This window comes from Brevibacillus schisleri, assembly GCF_055685845.1.
Genome location: NZ_JBVNDM010000001.1, coordinates 6,502,805 through 6,520,518 on the forward strand (window position 1 = coordinate 6,502,805; position 17,714 = coordinate 6,520,518).

A 17,714-nucleotide genomic window follows, 5' to 3' on the forward strand; every position below is an offset into this window, starting at 1 on the left:
GGCTGGAGGTACCCCCTAAACTATTAAATTTCATTCGTTTTGCATCAGTTTTGATTGAATTACAAGAATGTACTGATCTAATTGCTGGCTTAATTCCACAACTTCGTCATCCAACAAATCATTCTTTTCTAAAAACAATTGCACAAGCTTCTCGCGTAATTGTTCTACAATATTTTTCAAATGATCTACATCGTCATAAGTTCCTCCTTCCCGATCTAAAGGTAGCGTGGTACATTTACTTATAGGAGCTGTAACTGCTCCTCCTGTGGGCGTTCCTTTAACCTGGCGAAGGGGTGGAACGCCCTTTTTATAGGTAATAGCTCCTATGATTACCACCTACCTTTTTTTTACAATAAAGTACATTTATAACTATACACTAACATTCAGAAAGTTAGTGGTTGACAAAATTTGAATAGTAAAAAAAATCACCCTCAAAAGAGGATGCTCAGAGTGTAGAGAAAGTTCACTTCCGAAAAAAGGGAACTTTTCGCTTGATTTCAGGAGGTACAAATATGTCTCCCCACCCTCGTAAAACGCGTTAGGAGCAATTCTAGAAGGTCAAATTTTTGTAAAAATTAGAGTGGGGGTTTATCGACAGCCTGATCATCCTCAAAAGAGGATGTTTAGCATCAGCGTTTACCCACCAACACCGTGTTCATATTGTATAACGGTTCCTTTAGGGATTCCTGCTTGCCCACTCGTGACGCTGCTACACAGTCCCAAAACTAAAGCTATTGATAGCAAAATCGCCCTCATTATTTCGTACCCCCTCCATGATTCGCTTGTACTTCCTATTTTGTTGATCTGTTGCATGTGATCGGAAAGCTTCGAATAGTGTAACGCAACGAATGAAGCCACTGTCATTCTTAAGGCTAGTCGATAAAACCAGACAGCGTAATATATCCTCCATTCCGCTCTCATACTGTCCATTGTGAAGTCGATACATAGCTAGCTCATATCGAAAACGAAAATAACGATCTGTCTGGATGAGGTTATCATAATCATTAAAATCATTGATCTGATTTGTAAGTTGTTCGAGAATCCCATCCACTAAAAATCCATGCTTATTGGCCGATTCCATAATGGCTATAAGACCTGAAAGGATCTCTTTTGGGTGATCGATAAGGAAACGAGTATAAGTAGGTAAAATATCGATGTCACCCAGGAGGACGTCCAATGTATAGCGATTAGCCGTTGCCCACAGTCGAAACTTATCTACCTCCATCTGTCCTGTTTCATCCAACAGTTCAAACCAACTCAGATCAGTGTAACCAGAGATATATTCTTTCGCTTCTTTATACAGTCCTTGCTTTTCCAAGGCAGCACTCTTCAAAAGGAATCCCTGACCGTAGTATACAACTAAATGCCGCTCTGTCTTCAGCGGAGGGATTTTTCTGTTGCTATTCCGCCCGCGCAACTGATCCTGATAAACAGCAGTTGCCAATCCCCTTAGCTCATCTGCATAACGCTCTACCTCTTTCCATTTGTGAAGCGAAAAGCATACATTAGCAAGCTGTAATAGAGCATCCAATTGATAGTTTTCCGGCAGTCTCTTACGATATGGATCAAATTGTATGACAGCCCCCCAATTTTTCTCGGAATCGGTACTTTGTAGAGCTCGAAATAATCGATACTGTGCGATGACGAAGCGCTCATTGTGACTGTTTTTATCCGTATCAATGACGAGCTTATAAAAAAGAACCGATTCCTTACGTTTCCCTTTGGTAAAGAGTTGCTCAGCTACCTGAAAGAGAATCGACGTGTTTTTCTGATTGTCCAGTACTTTGTAGACAATCGAATCAATACAATCCCGCCGACCAATTTCCGCGCATCGAACCAGATAGGGGACAACCCTTGATCGCGATACTCTTCCTTCCACAAAACACTCGGCCTCGTACAATTCATACAGCCAGCCTTGAGATTGCTCAAACGCATGAGCGAGTGCATCCAAGTGACCAATTGTCATCGACCGTGGTGGAATTCGATTTAAAAGGTCGCTCAAAACTCCCTGATTAATACCTGTTATCTCGCTAAGTCTAGTCAGTGTGTAACCACGATCTTTCAGATGATATTCAATCTCTGATCGTAATGATCGTTGAACTGTCTTACCTTCCCCCATATTAAATCTACTCCTCCTTAACACAAGAAAACACTAAACTTCCTATATTTTACAGACGACGTGAGTAAATGTAAATATTTTACAGAAATAGCTATCGTTCTACAAGATTTGTTCATTTAGAGTATACTCTGACGAAACTCGTGAGGTGACCCCACCTTGTTGGAAAAAGGTATCCTGTACTCGTGTAGGGAGGGCACCAACAGAAGGTGTCAAAACATCCCTATTCAGCCTCCTGCCTATACAGGTTTTGTAATTCCTCGAGTCTTTTATCTGTCTTATGGAATCGCCTTTCCAGCCGATCCTGAACGAATCTAGGCAGTTCATTTTTTAAAATGTGTACAATATAAAACAAGGTTCCAATCATGACGAACATACTCAACATCAAGGTGATTTGTGGAGTAATGACAAAAAAGCACACACCGCCTATCAAAATCGTCAGTAGAATGTATCCAAACCATCTCCCCATGGTTCACTCCCCCTTTACAATTCACCAATAAGCCATATTTTACAAAATCATAAAATCACTTGTCCTTAAAAAAAGGGTGCCCTCCAGTAGTGATATCTACGTGAGGACACCCTGCTAATTTCAATCAACTTCCGTGTAACCTTTACCCAATAATCTTGGTCTTCTTCGCATTCTCCATCGACTTTTCAATGATTCCGCTCAACGGACGCTTCAGCGCAAGCGCCACAAACAGGCTGATACCGATAAAGCCGAATAATACGAGTATATCCCGGATCACCGTTTCCCAGAGGATGCCGCCCACCCCTTCACGTAACAGGCTGATCGCATACGTGAAGGGCATGTATGGGTTCAGCGCTTGGAAAAACGGCGCGGTCATGCTAATCGGGAACGTACCGCCCGAGCTGGAGAATTGGAATACCATAAAAATGATCGCTATCCCTTTGCCCACGTTGCCGAAGACGGACACCAGCGTGTACGTAATCGTGACGAACACCAGGCTGACCAGCATACCAAATAACACAAACGGAGCTTTGTCCGCTACAAAGGCCCCGAGGATGTAAATATCACCGAGCGTGACGAACAACGCCTGAAGCAGCCCGATTGTCACAAACGTTCCCAAGCGGCCAAGATACAACTGATACGGCTTGTACACTCCGTCTGGATTTTCCGGATTCGGCTTCAGCAGGGAAATCAACAAGGTCGCACCTACCCAGAGAGACAGCACACCGTAAAACGGCGACATGGCCGAACCATAATTCGGAATCGGGTATAGGCGGTTTTCCTTGATCTGCACGGGACTTGCGAGGAATTCGCTCTCCTTTTTTATGTCGCCGCGCAATAGCTTGGCAAGGTCGGCGAAATTGTTGTTCGCTTCCACTTCTCTCAGCTTATCGGCGGCCTTCCCAATGGCACTCTCCAGCTTAGGCAAATCATCGCGAACCAATGCAGCAACTCTATGGACTCCTGTCTCCACTTCCGGGAGCTTGTAGCGCACAAAATCAGCCAGCTTGGTCAAATCCGCTTCCGCTTTGGGTAAATCATTCTGGACAAATGCCGCTGCCTCGTTGAGCTTTTTCCCGATGGCAGGAAGATTGCTCTTCAGGAATGGCGCTGCTACACGAATCGCATTTGCAAAAGCATCCGACTTGCTTCTGAGCGTTTGCGCGAGCTCGTGGACGTGCGACCGTATTTGCGGCATCTCCTGCTGGATTCGCTTCAATTCTGCCAATCCCAGCTCCAATCCTGCCTTTGTTTCTTTGAGAATCGCTTCGACATCCGGAAGCTTTTCTTGGGCCTTATGCAGTAGATCGGCAGATTCTCCTGTGATCACCTTCAGCTTGTCAATGCCCTCGGATATTTTTGGAACGATTTCGCTATCGTAACGGGACAGGATGTCTCCCAATTCCGCGCTAGTGTTTTTCGAGAGCTGATTCAGACTCTCCACCAAATCTTTCGCAGGCTGCTTGCCGTTTTCCAACGCACTTGCAATCATGCCAAGAATCTCGATTTGCCGGTTCATTCTGTTCTCAATCGTGCGCAGCCGCTCTGCGAAATGACTTAATGGCTGTCCTGGAATATAACTGTTTACCTTCTCTACAATCGATGCGGTATGCCCCAAAACATTCGCAGCTCTGGATAACCTGTCTTTCACGGCATTTACCTCGCTTGCAGTAGGGAGGCGATCCGGATTGATTTGCAGCAGCCTGTCTGTGAGTTGTGTGAGCGCATCCGATGCTTGCTGGGCTAAGATGAGATTTTGTTTAATCAGCGGTGCAATCGTTTCAAAGGCACCGTCATGCTTCGTAAAAAAGTCATTGAGCTGATCGGCAACAGACGCGCCCTTATCAGTCAGATCAGCGATACGCGGCAACGCTTGTTGTGCAGCCGAAACGATCTCAATGGCTCGACTCGCTTTTTCTGTGGCCGTAGTCACTGCGTTTGCGACCTTATCAAAATTTTGATCCAGCTCTTCAATTCGTCCAACGGCTTGCTCAATCACCGGCAGCTTGTCTTCCATCGCGATAATGACAGACGCCGCCTCATTGATTTTGGGCCAGTTTTGCTGGATTTTGAGGACGGCCTGCCCTGCTTGATTGATCTCGGGGATTCTTTTTTCCACTTCCAGAATGATCTGCGCTTTCTCGTGAATCTCGGGAAGTTTCTTCTCAATCTCCAGTACTTTTTGCCCTGCGGCATGAATCTCAGGCAGGCTTTTTTCCAGTTGGAAAACGCCACTCTCGATTTTACGGATGGTCGGCAATTGCTCTTCGATTTTAATGCCGATCTCTGTAAGCTTCGTGAGCAAGGCTTCACTGACGCTTTCCGTAAAACTCTCGTTGATCTGCTTGGCAATCGCCGAAACGCCCGACGAGGTAATTTTGGGTGCGACGGCGTTCACTTTTTCATTGACCGTATAGATCACTTCAGGCTTGTTCAGGTTGCCATGAACAATTCCCGTGATTCTTGTGGAAAAGTCAGCCGGGATCAGGATGCTGGCATAGTAATCTCCCCGCTCCACGCCCCTTCTGGCTTCTTCTTTATCCACAAAGGTCCACCCTAGTTTCTGGTTGTTATGCAAGCTCTTTATGAGCTCCTCTCCGATGTTGACCTTTTTATCGTCAACCGTAGCTCCCTGATCCTCGCTCGTCACCGCTACCTTGACCCCTTGCGTATTGGCGTAAGGGTCCCATACTGATTTGATGTTGATCCAATCGTATAAACAAGGAATGAGAATGATGGCGATGATCAGAAAAATCCCAGTCGGGACCTTGAAAATGTTAATCCAGTCTGTTTTGTAAATCTTCCATATAGACCGCATGTATGTACCACCTAGTAGGACAGAATGGATGAAGCATGACACTTACATGACAGTTTACCATGAAAGGAAATCGTCGGGAATGAGCTGTCAGTAGTAGCATGATCAGCTGCACGCCAATTTATGAAGGACAAAAGCGATGGCTTCCTCAATGCGCTGGGCTTACGATGTCAAAGCTCCAATCCACGTTTTCATACCTTTTAATAAGCTTACTAGCTGTAATCGTCACCGGTTGGTTTTCCCTTCCTTTTCCTTTTGGGAAATCGCGGATGGTTATCGTTCTTATATGTGGGCGCTTACTGTCCTTGGAAAGATCGTCTTCCTCCATTTTGACAGTGCCTAATCCAACGGCATCCATTCCGTAGTACTCTAACGTGTCCTTCTGGTAGTTGATCTCTGCCTCAATGATACCGACGTACCCGGATGTACCAGTATCTGGATCAGGATCGGGCTCGATGCGAAACGACTTCAAGACAAACGTATTCCCTTCATTTGTAAAGGTTACAGGCTGCTCGTTGAGTTTTGCTGGTGTAAAAGTCATGAGCAAATCGGATGGTTCTGCCTTCTCGATGTAGACAGTACGATACGTCAGCTTTTTGTTTGGTTCAATCGGACCGTAAAACTCGCCATCCGCCCCATTCGTATCCATCACAACCTTGCCCGTCTCATCGACGATTTCCCACATGACTGTCGCATTCGTTCTGATGGAATCCCATACTTCTTGGGCGGTGACCTTGTCCGGGTAAAGTGAATTGTGAAGCTTCATTCTTGCTTCCGCTTTCGACTCTATACGGGCCTTCTCTTGCTCATTCATCTTAGAGGAGAGGATCAGCTTTGATTCTATTGGTGTCAGCACTAGTCTATCAGCCTCCAAGATAAACCCTTGCGGAGAGGTGTATGTTTTCTCAATCGGAATCGTTTGTGTGGCCGATTTGCTTTTTTCCAGCGAGACGGGAATTTTCATATGCCAGCTTCCATAGGTGGGATTTACCTTCTCTTCGCCTTCTTTAGATGATTCGTCGCGCAGATCCACTCTGGTTACTTTCAGGTTGAGAATCAAATCATTTGGAACGTTCTTTGGCAGATACAACGTCTCGAAGTCGTATGAATGGTCCACTTCCGTTCCGATGTACTTCCCGTTTTTGTCAGACAGAAAAATCCGGTTATCCTTGTTTTCAAACTCAATCGAAGCTTCTAGCTCCTTCTGTTGTTCCGTGTAAAATCGAATCGACACATACATCTTTAATGGATCGACCAAAATCTCATCTACCAGCACGACGATGCCTTGATCCGTGACTGTTTGATTCACTTTTTGAGAAAAGCCCAAATCGCCTCCACGCTTCATTTCTACGATAAACGACTCGGAAAAAATTGACGTGACATAGTTAGCGAGCGTAGGGGATGATACGACACCTACTGTCAGGACAAGCAGCAGTATGGCTGCGGTAATGCTTGCTCGTTTCCATAGACGACTAGGCCATTTTTTTCGACGTAACGATTCTTGTTGTTGCTCTTCTACTTGTAAAATTTCCGCCATGACTTTTTCTGTGAAAGGATCCGAAGCAGATACGATCGGCCAAGGTTTACTCAAGTCGGCCTCCACTTCATCGACTTCCTGAAGCAGCATGGACTGACAATGCCCACAACCAGCGATATGGTCCTGAAGCTGTCTTCCTTCTTCATGTGAAAGCTCTCTGTCGACTTGATTAATCAGTCGGATACAATCAGCACATTTCATGAAGTTCCCCCCTTTTCCCCATGAGCTCACGGAGCTTTTTCTTCGCGCGGTACAGGTGAACTTGCACGGTTGTTACCGGCACTTGCATCGTCTCAGCAATTTCTTGATAGCTCAGCTCTTCAAAATACCGTAGAGTAAGCACGATCCGGTAATGGGAAGCGAGTTCTCCCATGACAGCGAATATTTCGTTTTGTTTTTCACGAGCTAGGTAAAACGACTCCGGGTTTTCATCATTGGTGTGGGCCTTCATAGATTCTTGAAAAGGCACGATCGGATTCTTCTTCTGTGCCGTCCGCCATGCTTGCAGACAACAGTTGATTGCGATTTTATTTAACCAAGCTGAAAACGGACGGCTCGCATCATATTGCTGCAAGCTTTTATACGCATTGACGAAAGCAGTCTGTGCGAAATCCTCTGCATCCTCTGGGGAATTGCCCATCCGTACGAGTAACGAGCACACCCTGTTTTTGTACTTGTTCACAAGGTGGGCAAAGGCATGCGGGTCGCCTCCCAAGACTTGCTTCACCCACTCTTGATCCTCCTCCATGAATTGTCGCTCCCTTCTATTTCTATCACCAGACATTCCGTTCACTTCTACTGTCCAGCAACCATTCTACTTTTACTATGAAAAGATCGGTTTTTTTCTTACAAGGATTGGATAAATATTTTCAGGACAAGAAAAAAAGCCCGACCATCACTGGTCAGGCTCTTCCTAGTAATTTGGTATTACGGTCCGTTCCTTTAAAAAGTAACGTTATCTTTTAGAACTGATGGCTTCGTTTGAATGATGGATGTGCGTAAGCAGATGTTGGCTACTTTGGAGAAGCTCACTAAATTCCTTAGGATCGAGCCTACTATTATTTAATAAAGCTTCTGGCAGTTTACAGGATTGCTCTTTTAGAGATTGTCCTTTTTCTGTCAAGCGAATAACGACAACTCGTTCATCCTCTTTCGAACGGTCTCGTGTGACCAATTTTGATTCTTGCATTCGTTTCAGGAGTGGGGTTAACGTGCCTGAATCTAGGTAAAGCTGTTCTCCAAGCTCTTTAACTGTACGTTCGCCATACTCCCATAAAACGAGCAGAACAAGATACTGTGGATAGGTTACGCCCATTTCTTCCAGATAGGGGCGATACATACGAGTAATTTCACGGGACAGTGCGTATACGGTAAAACAAAGCTGATTCTTTAGTTGTAGAAATTCATCGTTATTCATGGATAAAATCCGCTCCGATATAGCATATTTTGAAAGAATCATAACGTCCAGGGTAAGTAATGTCAAATTTAATAGCGCGAAATTAAATAGCTATTCATGTTGACAAGAATTTAAGTGAGTGGTAAATTAAATTGCGTACAATACAATCGTAAACAATTAAAGGAGAGAGTGTCCATGCAACCAATTTATACAACTTCTGTAACTGCTTCCGGCGGACGGAACGGAGTAGTGAAATCGTCCGATGGCGTACTTGATCTTGAAATTCGCACTCCAAAGGAAATGGGTGGACCTGGCGGTGCTTACACCAATCCTGAACAACTTTTTGCAGCTGGGTATTCTGCTTGCTTCGATGGAGCACTGAACCTCGTTGCCCGTACAAAACGGATCAAGCTGGAGAGTACGACAGTTACGGCTAACGTTTCGTTTGGAAAAGATGCGGAGGGCGGATTCCAATTACACACGGTTCTGGAGGTTCAAGTAAACGGCGTTGACCAAGACACAGCAAAGGAATTGGTAGAAGAGGCTCACCAAGTATGTCCGTATTCAAGAGCAACTCGCAACGGCAACATGCAGGTTGAATTGAGAGTCATCTAAACAAAGAGGGCCCGTAAGTAGGCTGCTTCGGATATGTATCTTCTTACGGGTCTTTTTGTATTCGAATGACGTTTCCTCATTAAGGCAGAAAAAGCGTTTGACAGAGACCAGACATTCGCAGACGCAACAGCTAATCCTCCATATTTATTCGATCTTGGACCAGTAGAGGGGAGAAAGGCCGTGGATCAGGTTCAGTCTGGTCCTGTTAAGAAATTACCTGTTGATATTCAAGACCTTACCATTAACGGAGGGCCAAAAGGGACTGTGTCCATCAGGATTGTGAAGCCGCAGAACGCCCCTCAAAACCTCCCCGTAATTTTGTACACGCATGGAGCTGGCTGGGTATTCGGAAACGAGCATACGCACGATCGATTGATACGTGAACTTGCAGTTGGTTCCCAATCTGCAGTCGTTTTTACCAACTATAGCCTCTCGCCGGAAGCAAAGTATCCTGTTGCGATCGAAGAAGTTTACACAGCATTGGAGTGGGTATCGAAAAACGGAAAACAGCACGGCATGAACCCTGAAAAACTGGCAGTAGCAGGGGATAGTGTTGGCGGAAACATGACAGCAGCTATTACTCTCATGGCGAAAGAACGAAAAGGTCCACAAATTAACAAGCAACTGCTATTCTATCCCGTAACGGACGCGTCATTTGATACTCCTTCCTATCATCAGTTTGCCAAGAATTACTTCCTTCGTCGTGACGCCATGCAATGGTTCTGGGATCAATATACAACCGATCCGAAACAAAGAGCGGAAATCACTGCTTCCCCTTTGCGTGCAACGACAGAACAGTTGAAAGGACTTCCGGAGGCATTAATTATCACAGCGGAAGCAGATGTATTGCGCGATGAAGGGGAGGCTTATGGAAATTTACTTCGTGAGGCTGGTGTACCTGTAACAACGGTACGTTTCCAAGGAATCATCCACGATTTCGTCATGCTTAATGATTTGGCGAATACGGAAGCAGCGCGTGGGGCCATGACATTGGCTAACGCATGGCTTAAACAAGAGTAAAAAGGGAAAATGCGGACATCGAAAAAAACCTAGACTGCTAATATCCCCTTTAAGTAGACAGTGTAAAAAGTTCGCCCACAAAACGGTGGGAGGTACACTCTACTTGGAGGGGATTTCTTATGGGTAGAAAAGGAGCGGTTCGAGAAAAAACAAACCAGTGTACCCCGGTAGAATACCGGATCACACTGGCTACTTAGGCTTTTTTTACTTTCTCTTCTCTTGACGCACCAAATACAAGAAGTACGGAACACCGATGACCGCCGTCACGATACCCGCGGGAATCTCGAACGGAGGATTCAGTCCCCTCCCCAATGCGTCTGCAATGACGAGAATCAACGCTCCTAAAACCGCCGCACCTGGCAACAGATAACGATGCTGATGACCGAACAGCTTTCTCGCCATATGTGGCGCAATTAATCCCACAAAGCCGATCGAGCCAATCGCCGCTACACATGCGCCCGCCAATGCAACGGCGAGCAGCAAGAGCATATAGCGTGTTCGCACGACATTCAGTCCAAGCCCGGTGGAGCTCCCTTCATCTAGACTAATAATGTCCAGCTTTCGATGCAGGGCAAAGCTAATCGGAATGAATACGAGCAGCCACGGCAGCAAAGCGTAAATTTCATCCCAGCCTTTCCCCCACAAGCTCCCTGCCAACCAGACAAGAGAATCATTAGCTTGCATCGGATACTTCACCATGATGAATTCGGTCAACGCTTGGCAGATCGCTCCTACTCCCATTCCAACCAAGGCAAACGTAGTTGGCTGTGCACCGCTTTTCCGAGCGAAATAGATGAGGGCAATGGCTACCGCCAGTGCTCCCAAAAACGCGACAATCGGGAGGAGAAGTGGTGAAGCAGTCGGAAACAAAATGATGACCACAACTGCGAACAAGCCCGCACCTTTGGTTACCCCTACGACATCCGGTGATGCCAGCGGATTCCGGATCATTCCTTGCAAAATCACACCAGCGATCGCGAAGCCCGCTCCAGCAAGAATCGCGAGCAACGCCCGCGGCAATCGATAGTTTTCAATCATAAACGTAAGCGATGAAGCTTCGCCCATAATCACTCGAATGAGTTGATCAGGGCCGATAAAGATCGGACCGATCCCCATGCTAAGCAATGCTGCCACTAAGACTAAGGCACCGAGGCCCATCAGGAGCAGGGTGTTTTTTCGCGAAGTCATACCATTTCCCTCCCCTTTTTTCTCGCCAAGTACAGAAAGAACGGGGTTCCCATGAGAGCCGTTACAATTCCTACAGGAGACTCAAACGGATAGGAAATCAAGCGAGCCAGGACATCGGAATAGGTCACTAAAACAGCACCACCAAGCGCAGACACAGGGATGACGACGCGATAGTCCGTACCCACGAGCCTCCTTGCGATATGCGGTATCATCAGTCCGACGAACCCAACAGCTCCGGCGACAGCAACAGAGGCGCCTGCCAAAATAACGACCACAACATAAGACAGCAGTCGGACGCGGGCGATTTTTTGTCCCAACCCCAACGCGACTTCCTCCCCCAGTCGAAACACAGACAAAGAGCCGGACAGCCAGATCGCCAGCAGGAGTCCCGCCATCGACCATGGCAAAATCAATTGCACATCCGTCCAAGCCGCTCCGCTAATGGAGCCAGACAACCAGTACAATACATTCGAGATATGTTCGTTAAAAATAATAATTCCCTTCGTAATGGAGGTGAGCAGCAGGTGGATGGCCATTCCTACCAAGGCGATCTTGAGATTGGTCATCCCGCGGGAAGCTGCAAATCCAAAGACCACAAGTCCCCCGAGAATCGCTCCAGCAAATGCAAAATAAATGAGATTGGCTTTCCCGATATCCGGTAAAAACACAATCGCAAGTACGACCACCAGACAAGCCCCCGCATTCACGCCAAACACTTGTGGGGATGCCAGCGGATTGCGGGTAACGGCCTGCATCACTGCGCCTGCCACAGCCAAATTTGCCCCAATGATGGCTCCCAGCACGGCTCTTGGAACGCGGATGGTTTGGAAAATCAGGAGCTCCTTGGAGAATTCGCCCGATAACCAATGCGTTACTAATGAGCGAATCTGCAGCGAAGCTACTCCGGTAAACAAGCTCAGCAACAAACCGATCAGCAAGAGGATTACCAAGCCGATCACAATGAGGACAAAGGTACTTTTTCGTTGTCGTGTCGTTGTTTTCTGCAATACAAGCCACCTCGATCTACTACCACGTGCAGGAACACGGAAAAGACCAGATCAGCGATCGGTCTTTTCCGGAATTTGCATCGTATATTATTTTTCCTTGCTATATAAGAGGTTCACTGCCTCTTCCACAATGCGTTCTGCGGATTTCAGTCCGCGATAGCGCGTCCAGAGGTCACGATTTACTTTGTATACTTCGTGATTTTTGACTGCGGTGATATTGTTCCAGAGCGGATTTTGCTTCCATTCGTTCAACAGCGCGTCGTCAGCCTCCGCCAGGAAAATCACATCTGGGTCCCACTGCACCATTTGCTCCAGACTGATTTTTACCGTTGGCTCTGGCGCGTCTTGAATTGCATTTTTGATTCCAATCATTTCGAGCAATTCGCCATCAAACGATTTCGAACCATGTGCAGACAGCGAATCTGCTCGAAATACTCCCAGCATGACTTTGCGGAAATCGCCAGCTTGTACTTTCTTTTTAAACTCTGCGATGATCTCCTTGTGCTTGATCAGACGCTGCTCTGCTTCTTTTTGCTTGTTCAGCGCTTCCCCTATCGTGACAAACGAGCTCAGGTTTTCCTGATACGTCGAGTTGCGGCTTTTTAAAATGATCGTCGGTGCGATTTTTTGCAAATCCTTGTAAATGTCCTTGTGGCGATTCAAATCACCGATAATCAAATCCGGCTTCAACGAGCTGATGACCTCCAGACTTGGCTGCTGGCGAGTCCCCACAGGGGTATACTCGATTTTTTTGCCGATCAATCCTTCTACGTCCTTATCCTTCTCCTGCGCGATTCCTACAGGCGTCACTCCCAGCTCCCATAGTCCGTCTACAAAGGAGTACTCCAGCGCGACGACTCTTTTCGGGTCCCCGGTAATTTCCGTTTCGCCTAGCTCGTGTTTTACGATGCGCTTTTGTGCAGTTTTCGCGTTATCTTGACCTACTGGTGGCTGTTTTTGCTCTGCGCTACCGCACCCAGTCAGTAATACCGTACCTGCCAGTGCAAGAGTCCAAAGCATATAGCCGAGACGTTTCATTCCATTTGTTCGCTTCATCTTTTGTCCCTCGCTTGTCTTGATGATAATGATTATTATTACCGATAAAATGCGTTTTTTATTGTAACAATCCCCTGCCGTAAATGAAACATTATGTTTATTAAACTCTTTATCGTAATAAAGATGATTAACGTCATTTTGTTCATGCTCTGCCATTACGAAAAAAGCCGTTACGTCTGGACTATCGACGTAAACGGCTTTTCGCCACAATGCTATTTGTTATTTGACGTATGACTCACTTCAGTCGTCGAGCACAGCTTCTCTAATGCTTCCTTGGCAGGCGCATGATTTTCCGCCATTGCCAATGCCGTCTGATAAGCGGTCACAGCCTCCTCCACTTGATCCAAACCTTCGTAGCAAAGCCCATTGTAGTACCAGGCGTGAAAACTTCCCGATCCCTTCAAGGTCAGATGCCGAATGTTGCTCTCCCCTAGCTCCAAGCAGTGATCAAACGTCATCAAAGCACGTTTATAGTCCTTTTTCAAATACTGAATGATCCCTTTGTACAAATGCAAATCAACGTAGTCTGGATACATCTCGATTGCCTTTTCGATTCCTGGCCACGCTCCCTCAGCACTGCCGATCGAGATCAACGTAGAGTATTTGAGCTTATAAAGAAGCGAAGGAGGCATCATATGGTTTTCGAGAAACCCGATAATAGACAGATTCACGAACTTGAACGTTTTTTCATGCTCCTGGATACGTGAGAATTCACTGGCAAGATGATACTCAATCCATGGAGAGTGGTCCTCTTTTTCCAATTCCTTCATAAGTAGCCCAATATTGCGCTCGAACTTGTTCTTTCTGCCAGTACATTCATTCATGTAGCCATAATGGTATATCCGTACAGGCAAGATTTGAATGTGGAGATCTTCGGTCAGATTGGGAAGAACCTCTTCTACGTTGAGCGTTTCATGGATGGGAAAATGGAAGCGAAAACCGATGCCATTGCGAAACAAACGTGAGTGAGCGATATGAAAAGCATCGTCTTCATTTATCTCATCTCCAATGTAATTAATTAGATGGATATAAAAAAGAGAATCTTCTTGACCACGAAGCAGCTCCTTCAAATTCTTGCTGTCTTCCTTATTCATTTCCTCATCGGCATCCATCCACAAAATCCAGTCGCCCGTTGCTTTTTCCAGTCCAAAGTTTCGGGCTTCTGCGAAGTTATCCTGCCACTCATACGAATGCACGACCGCTCCGAATGACTTGCATATCTCTACGGTGTTGTCAGTACTCCCCGTGTCTACAATAATCATTTCATCCACAAGATCTTTCACGCTTTCCAAGCACTTGTGAAGGCATTCTTCTTCGTTTTTTACAATCATACATAAGGAAATTTTGGGCGCCTCAGACATGCTGCTCATCTCCTTTTACACACATCACTGAGATCGTAGTCTATCCCCCCTTTACTCTATGAGTGGACTGCTTCTTTCAGAACGCCGCCATTCCCTTGGCTTTCGAAACTTTTGCTGGAGCCGCGCATAGGTAGTGGTAGGCAGATATCACAAAGAAAGCAGGGATCGTATCCATGCATGATTCATGTCCTTTGTGCAACAGCGCTCAGGTTGCGCTTTTCCACCAGTACGCTACCTTCTCCCTCCTAACGTGCAAAGATTGTGATCTCGTTTTTCAACCTCACCTCGATCAAATCAACGTGACACAGCTGGTTGCAGACATTTATGACGCGAGTTGGGTCTCCATGCGGGATCAATACGCCAAAAATACATTTACGGAACACGCGATTTTCCATACATTGCTGCTCGATATGTGGTTTTCGGAAAAAGGGAAGTTGCTCGAAATTGGTCCAGGAACAGGAGAGTTGTTATTCCTTGCTCGTGAGGCTGGCTGGGAGGTTGTTGGGGTAAAGCCGTCACATCAATCATGCGCATACGCCCAAGATCGGTATGGGTTACAACTGGTTCATTCGTTATGGAACTCCTCTGTTCTCGCCCCCGAACACCTTGGTACGTTTGATGCCATCGTTTTTTGTCACGTCTTTGAGCATATTTCGCATCCAAAGCAATACCTTGAAGAATTGAAGGGGTTTCTTAAACCAGGAGGAAAGATCATTTTTAGCGTGCCGAACAAAAACTCGTTTACCAATAAACTGTTTGGGGTGTATTCCCCGCTGTATACCGAGAATGACCACCTCTTTCATTACTCGCGTGACAATTTGATCTCACTGCTTCATCAAGGCGGTTGGGAGATTCTCTCCATCTTTTCTCGGGAAGAAACGAATCGCTTGGAAAACCATTTGCGCAAGACCACGCAAACAGCTTTACCGATCCAGGACATCATGCAGCTAGCCGTGAACCTCCAGTCGACCTTCCAAGGCCATGAAATCTTCTGCATTGCAACACGACAAGCGCAGGAGGTGCAGCACGTAGATGACCAGAGCCAAACTAACTCTTTCCATGATTGTGAAAAATGAAGGCAATCGCTATTTAAGAAGAGCGCTGGAAGTACATAAAGACTTTATTGATGCAGCCGTCATCATCGACGATGATGGAGGGAAACCCCTCAGCATTGCGGCAGATTTCCTCTCTCGATCAACCAGTTCTCTTACCTGTGCCATCCATCCCGCGTGAAGCATTTTGGCTGGGCCCGACTCGAAGACAGACAAAGCAAATACAACCGTTATCAGCTACTCGACCCCGACGCCAAATATGGCTGGAAGGAACAGTATGAATCCATCTTGGATCAACATCCCAATCTGTTGGAATGGGTGGAATGAAGATGATCGTTCGCGATATTGAAAAAGCCTTGCAGCAGTCCAATTGTAATCACTGGCGGTACAACTCTCTCACGTTGAGCAAACAGGCCCTCGTACATACATGCCGACATATTAACAAAGAAAATGAGGAGTGCCAGGTGCTTCAGTTGGGTGGAGGTGACTCCGCTCTGTTTTGGAAATCACTTGGCGAGCTTGAGCTGTTACAGGTCCAAGCAACCTTTTTGGAGCATCATCCGATTCGTGCAAAGGAAATCAAGGAGAGTTTAGGGGATGTACCGCATGTCGCTTTAGTAACCAGCTCTTTGAAGCAACTATCCGAAGAGGAATGGAACAAGGTCTTCAACAATCCAGCAGAGAGCAAGAGCTTGTGGCCCACCATCGGACAGCGTGTTCCCGAGAATCAATTTGATCATTTTTCCATACAAAATGCCTTTTACGCCGATTTGGACCAACTACCGCTTTCCGGTCAATCAGTAGATGTCATGGTAGTTGACGGTCCGCATGGCAACGGCCGCGCTCTTGCCTATCCACTATTTGTTGGTACGCTCAAGCCGGATGCGCTTACTCTCGTAGATGATTTTGATCACTATCCCTTTCTGGCTCATCTCGGAAAAATCTATCACTACGAAGAACTTTTTCGAGAGATAGCTGGAAATCGTCGCTGGGTATTGGTAAGGCTCCAGGGAACCAAAAATTAAGTCCATGAGGTAATGAGTTTGTCCCAAGCAACCATTCCAAATATTACACCGGCTATATCTAAAGGAAACTATCACCATATCACTGTTCCGGGTCAATCGATCCGGCCTTTTCCTTTTCCTCTCTTCCTTACAGTTCAGTTGGACACACACCTATGCATACACTTACCGTAGTTAAAAGAAAGGGGGATTTGCTAGCGATCACACGTTTAGAAGTAAGCGATAGGCCAAATGAGCAAGTTATCCATTACTTCAAAGAGGTGATCTTATGTCTCAACCTACCATCCCTAACATTACCCCAACGATTTCCGTTACGATTGAGCAATCGGTATCTTTACTGCTGACATCCATTGCTCTGGAAGAATTGGCTTTGGTGCATATTATGAATGCAGAGGCACCTCTACCCCGTTATCCAATCAATACGATTAAGTTGTCATATTAAGATCGCGGATACATAACATGTACTGCGAGGAAGTTTCCATTTCTTCACTCTCAATCACGCGATCCTATGACGATCCTATCGTTTTTGTTGCAAGAAACTTGGCCGAAGGCGTTCTGTGCAAATAAAGGGAACCAGATCGCCTTCTTCATTAGGCCAGTCTTATTTTGTATGTATACAAAGTCATACAAACAAAGGATGTGGATAACGATGTCAATGCCCACGGTCCCCAATATAACACCAGAAATTATATTGAAACGAAACGAGGTATTAAATCTGCTTCTCACCTCCATTGCGCTGGAGGAAATCGGACTTTCTCACATTATTAATACAGAGGGGGAAAAGATCCAAAGGATCGTGAAGGAGCAATCCCTCTCGCTCAATGATGCGCTTGCCTTAAACAACAGCGTAGAACGAATGCTGCGCAATGTCATCAAGACCGAGATGCTCCTACAATTCAGGCTGGAGGATATTATCAAGCTGGAGCAGATGCATAATCATGATCATCATCATGATGACTTACCTGACACGTCTGACATCCCCGACCTTTCTTGCTTTAAAGAATAACCCTTACTACTTACACTGCTTTTCATGGGATCCTAATTTTATTGAAGAGGGATG

18 protein-coding genes are annotated in these 17,714 nt (G+C 46.1%); 7 read left to right on the forward strand and 11 right to left on the reverse strand.

What is annotated here, in order from left to right; genetic code table 11:
• Nucleotides 1-30 precede the first annotated feature (30 nt).
• The 7 genes from ACUUHJ_RS30690 to ACUUHJ_RS30720 form a co-directional block, all read right to left on the reverse strand.
• The gene (locus ACUUHJ_RS30690) at nt 31-336 is read right to left on the reverse strand and encodes an aspartyl-phosphate phosphatase Spo0E family protein (RefSeq protein WP_289675212.1); all 306 of its coding nucleotides are present in this window, start codon (nt 334-336) and stop codon (nt 31-33) included.
• 373 nt (nt 337-709) lie between these two features.
• Nucleotides 710-2,119, reverse strand: a complete 1,410-nt coding sequence (locus ACUUHJ_RS30695) for a helix-turn-helix domain-containing protein (RefSeq protein WP_472300925.1) — start codon at nt 2,117-2,119, stop codon at nt 710-712.
• Between the two features lie 220 nt (nt 2,120-2,339).
• Nucleotides 2,340-2,585 carry a hypothetical protein gene (locus tag ACUUHJ_RS30700; RefSeq protein ID WP_289675215.1) on the reverse strand — a complete coding sequence of 82 codons (246 nt, stop codon included), beginning with the start codon at nt 2,583-2,585 and terminating at the stop codon, nt 2,340-2,342.
• A 142-nt stretch (nt 2,586-2,727) separates the two neighbouring features.
• On the reverse strand, nt 2,728-5,403 hold the full coding sequence (locus ACUUHJ_RS30705; RefSeq protein WP_472300927.1) for a YhgE/Pip family protein: 2,676 nt from the start codon (nt 5,401-5,403) through the stop codon (nt 2,728-2,730).
• 145 nt (nt 5,404-5,548) lie between these two features.
• Nucleotides 5,549-7,138 carry a DUF4179 domain-containing protein gene (locus ACUUHJ_RS30710; protein WP_472300928.1) on the reverse strand — a complete coding sequence of 530 codons (1,590 nt, stop codon included), beginning with the start codon at nt 7,136-7,138 and terminating at the stop codon, nt 5,549-5,551.
• Entirely contained in the window at nt 7,125-7,685 is a 561-nt protein-coding gene (locus ACUUHJ_RS30715) for an RNA polymerase sigma factor (protein WP_289675218.1), read from the reverse strand. Before ACUUHJ_RS30715 ends, ACUUHJ_RS30710 begins: the two co-directional genes overlap by 14 nt.
• A 207-nt stretch (nt 7,686-7,892) precedes the next feature.
• On the reverse strand, nt 7,893-8,354 hold the full coding sequence (locus ACUUHJ_RS30720; RefSeq protein WP_289675219.1) for a MarR family winged helix-turn-helix transcriptional regulator: 462 nt from the start codon (nt 8,352-8,354) through the stop codon (nt 7,893-7,895).
• A 174-nt stretch (nt 8,355-8,528) separates the two neighbouring features.
• On the opposite strand from ACUUHJ_RS30720, the gene ACUUHJ_RS30725 reads away from it, so the two are divergent.
• Both ACUUHJ_RS30725 and ACUUHJ_RS30730 read left to right on the forward strand, forming a co-directional pair.
• The gene (locus ACUUHJ_RS30725; RefSeq protein ID WP_088910006.1) at nt 8,529-8,948 is read left to right on the forward strand and encodes an organic hydroperoxide resistance protein; all 420 of its coding nucleotides are present in this window, start codon (nt 8,529-8,531) and stop codon (nt 8,946-8,948) included.
• A gap of 78 nt (nt 8,949-9,026) precedes the next feature.
• A complete protein-coding gene (locus ACUUHJ_RS30730; RefSeq protein ID WP_472301260.1) occupies nt 9,027-9,968 on the forward strand; it encodes an alpha/beta hydrolase in 942 nt (313 codons plus the stop codon).
• Nucleotides 9,969-10,172: 204 nt separating this feature from the next.
• Here the strand turns inward: ACUUHJ_RS30730 and ACUUHJ_RS30735 are convergent, their stop codons facing one another.
• The 4 genes from ACUUHJ_RS30735 to ACUUHJ_RS30750 form a co-directional block, all read right to left on the reverse strand.
• Nucleotides 10,173-11,156: a FecCD family ABC transporter permease gene (locus ACUUHJ_RS30735; protein ID WP_372676695.1), complete on the reverse strand. Its 984-nt coding sequence runs from the start codon at nt 11,154-11,156 to the stop codon at nt 10,173-10,175.
• Entirely contained in the window at nt 11,153-12,163 is a 1,011-nt protein-coding gene (locus ACUUHJ_RS30740) for a FecCD family ABC transporter permease (RefSeq protein WP_472300929.1), read from the reverse strand. Before ACUUHJ_RS30740 ends, ACUUHJ_RS30735 begins: the two co-directional genes overlap by 4 nt.
• Before the next feature lie 87 nt (nt 12,164-12,250).
• Nucleotides 12,251-13,219, reverse strand: coding sequence for an ABC transporter substrate-binding protein (locus ACUUHJ_RS30745; RefSeq protein ID WP_472300930.1), 969 nt, complete (start codon nt 13,217-13,219; stop codon nt 12,251-12,253).
• Nucleotides 13,220-13,431: 212 nt separating this feature from the next.
• Nucleotides 13,432-14,580 carry a glycosyltransferase gene (locus tag ACUUHJ_RS30750; RefSeq protein WP_472300931.1) on the reverse strand — a complete coding sequence of 383 codons (1,149 nt, stop codon included), beginning with the start codon at nt 14,578-14,580 and terminating at the stop codon, nt 13,432-13,434.
• Between the two features lie 173 nt (nt 14,581-14,753).
• Here ACUUHJ_RS30750 and ACUUHJ_RS30755 point away from each other — a divergent pair, with 173 nt between their 5' ends.
• From ACUUHJ_RS30755 to ACUUHJ_RS30775, 5 genes are all read left to right on the forward strand, one after another.
• A complete protein-coding gene (locus ACUUHJ_RS30755; protein ID WP_472300933.1) occupies nt 14,754-15,656 on the forward strand; it encodes a class I SAM-dependent methyltransferase in 903 nt (300 codons plus the stop codon).
• On the forward strand, nt 15,613-15,813 hold the full coding sequence (locus tag ACUUHJ_RS30760) for a hypothetical protein (protein WP_289675227.1): 201 nt from the start codon (nt 15,613-15,615) through the stop codon (nt 15,811-15,813). Before ACUUHJ_RS30755 ends, ACUUHJ_RS30760 begins: the two co-directional genes overlap by 44 nt.
• A gap of 148 nt (nt 15,814-15,961) precedes the next feature.
• Nucleotides 15,962-16,657: a hypothetical protein gene (locus ACUUHJ_RS30765; protein ID WP_289675228.1), complete on the forward strand. Its 696-nt coding sequence runs from the start codon at nt 15,962-15,964 to the stop codon at nt 16,655-16,657.
• 265 nt (nt 16,658-16,922) lie between these two features.
• On the forward strand, nt 16,923-17,096 hold the full coding sequence (locus tag ACUUHJ_RS30770) for an alpha-helical endospore appendage domain-containing protein (RefSeq protein ID WP_289678182.1): 174 nt from the start codon (nt 16,923-16,925) through the stop codon (nt 17,094-17,096).
• 207 nt (nt 17,097-17,303) lie between these two features.
• Nucleotides 17,304-17,660 (forward strand): alpha-helical endospore appendage domain-containing protein, encoded by a 357-nt coding sequence (locus tag ACUUHJ_RS30775; protein ID WP_289675229.1) that lies wholly within the window; start codon nt 17,304-17,306, stop codon nt 17,658-17,660.
• Nucleotides 17,661-17,714 lie beyond the last annotated feature (54 nt).

Excerpts from the sequence above, each read along its gene's own strand:
- ACUUHJ_RS30695 (WP_472300925.1), bottom strand. The coding sequence starts at position 2,119 with ATGGGGGAAGGTAAGACAGTTCAACGATCATTACGATCAGAGATTGAA.
- ACUUHJ_RS30700 (WP_289675215.1), bottom strand. The coding sequence starts at position 2,585 with ATGGGGAGATGGTTTGGATACATTCTACTGACGATTTTGATAGGCGGT.
- ACUUHJ_RS30705 (WP_472300927.1), bottom strand. The coding sequence starts at position 5,403 with ATGCGGTCTATATGGAAGATTTACAAAACAGACTGGATTAACATTTTC.
- ACUUHJ_RS30710 (WP_472300928.1), bottom strand. The coding sequence starts at position 7,138 with ATGAAATGTGCTGATTGTATCCGACTGATTAATCAAGTCGACAGAGAG.
- ACUUHJ_RS30715 (WP_289675218.1), bottom strand. The coding sequence starts at position 7,685 with ATGGAGGAGGATCAAGAGTGGGTGAAGCAAGTCTTGGGAGGCGACCCG.
- ACUUHJ_RS30720 (WP_289675219.1), bottom strand. The coding sequence starts at position 8,354 with ATGAATAACGATGAATTTCTACAACTAAAGAATCAGCTTTGTTTTACC.
- ACUUHJ_RS30725 (WP_088910006.1), top strand. The coding sequence starts at position 8,529 with ATGCAACCAATTTATACAACTTCTGTAACTGCTTCCGGCGGACGGAAC.
- ACUUHJ_RS30735 (WP_372676695.1), bottom strand. The coding sequence starts at position 11,156 with ATGACTTCGCGAAAAAACACCCTGCTCCTGATGGGCCTCGGTGCCTTA.
- ACUUHJ_RS30745 (WP_472300930.1), bottom strand. The coding sequence starts at position 13,219 with ATGAAGCGAACAAATGGAATGAAACGTCTCGGCTATATGCTTTGGACT.
- ACUUHJ_RS30750 (WP_472300931.1), bottom strand. The coding sequence starts at position 14,580 with ATGTCTGAGGCGCCCAAAATTTCCTTATGTATGATTGTAAAAAACGAA.
- ACUUHJ_RS30755 (WP_472300933.1), top strand. The coding sequence starts at position 14,754 with ATGCATGATTCATGTCCTTTGTGCAACAGCGCTCAGGTTGCGCTTTTC.
- ACUUHJ_RS30760 (WP_289675227.1), top strand. The coding sequence starts at position 15,613 with ATGACCAGAGCCAAACTAACTCTTTCCATGATTGTGAAAAATGAAGGC.
- ACUUHJ_RS30765 (WP_289675228.1), top strand. The coding sequence starts at position 15,962 with ATGATCGTTCGCGATATTGAAAAAGCCTTGCAGCAGTCCAATTGTAAT.
- ACUUHJ_RS30770 (WP_289678182.1), top strand. The coding sequence starts at position 16,923 with ATGTCTCAACCTACCATCCCTAACATTACCCCAACGATTTCCGTTACG.
- ACUUHJ_RS30775 (WP_289675229.1), top strand. The coding sequence starts at position 17,304 with ATGTCAATGCCCACGGTCCCCAATATAACACCAGAAATTATATTGAAA.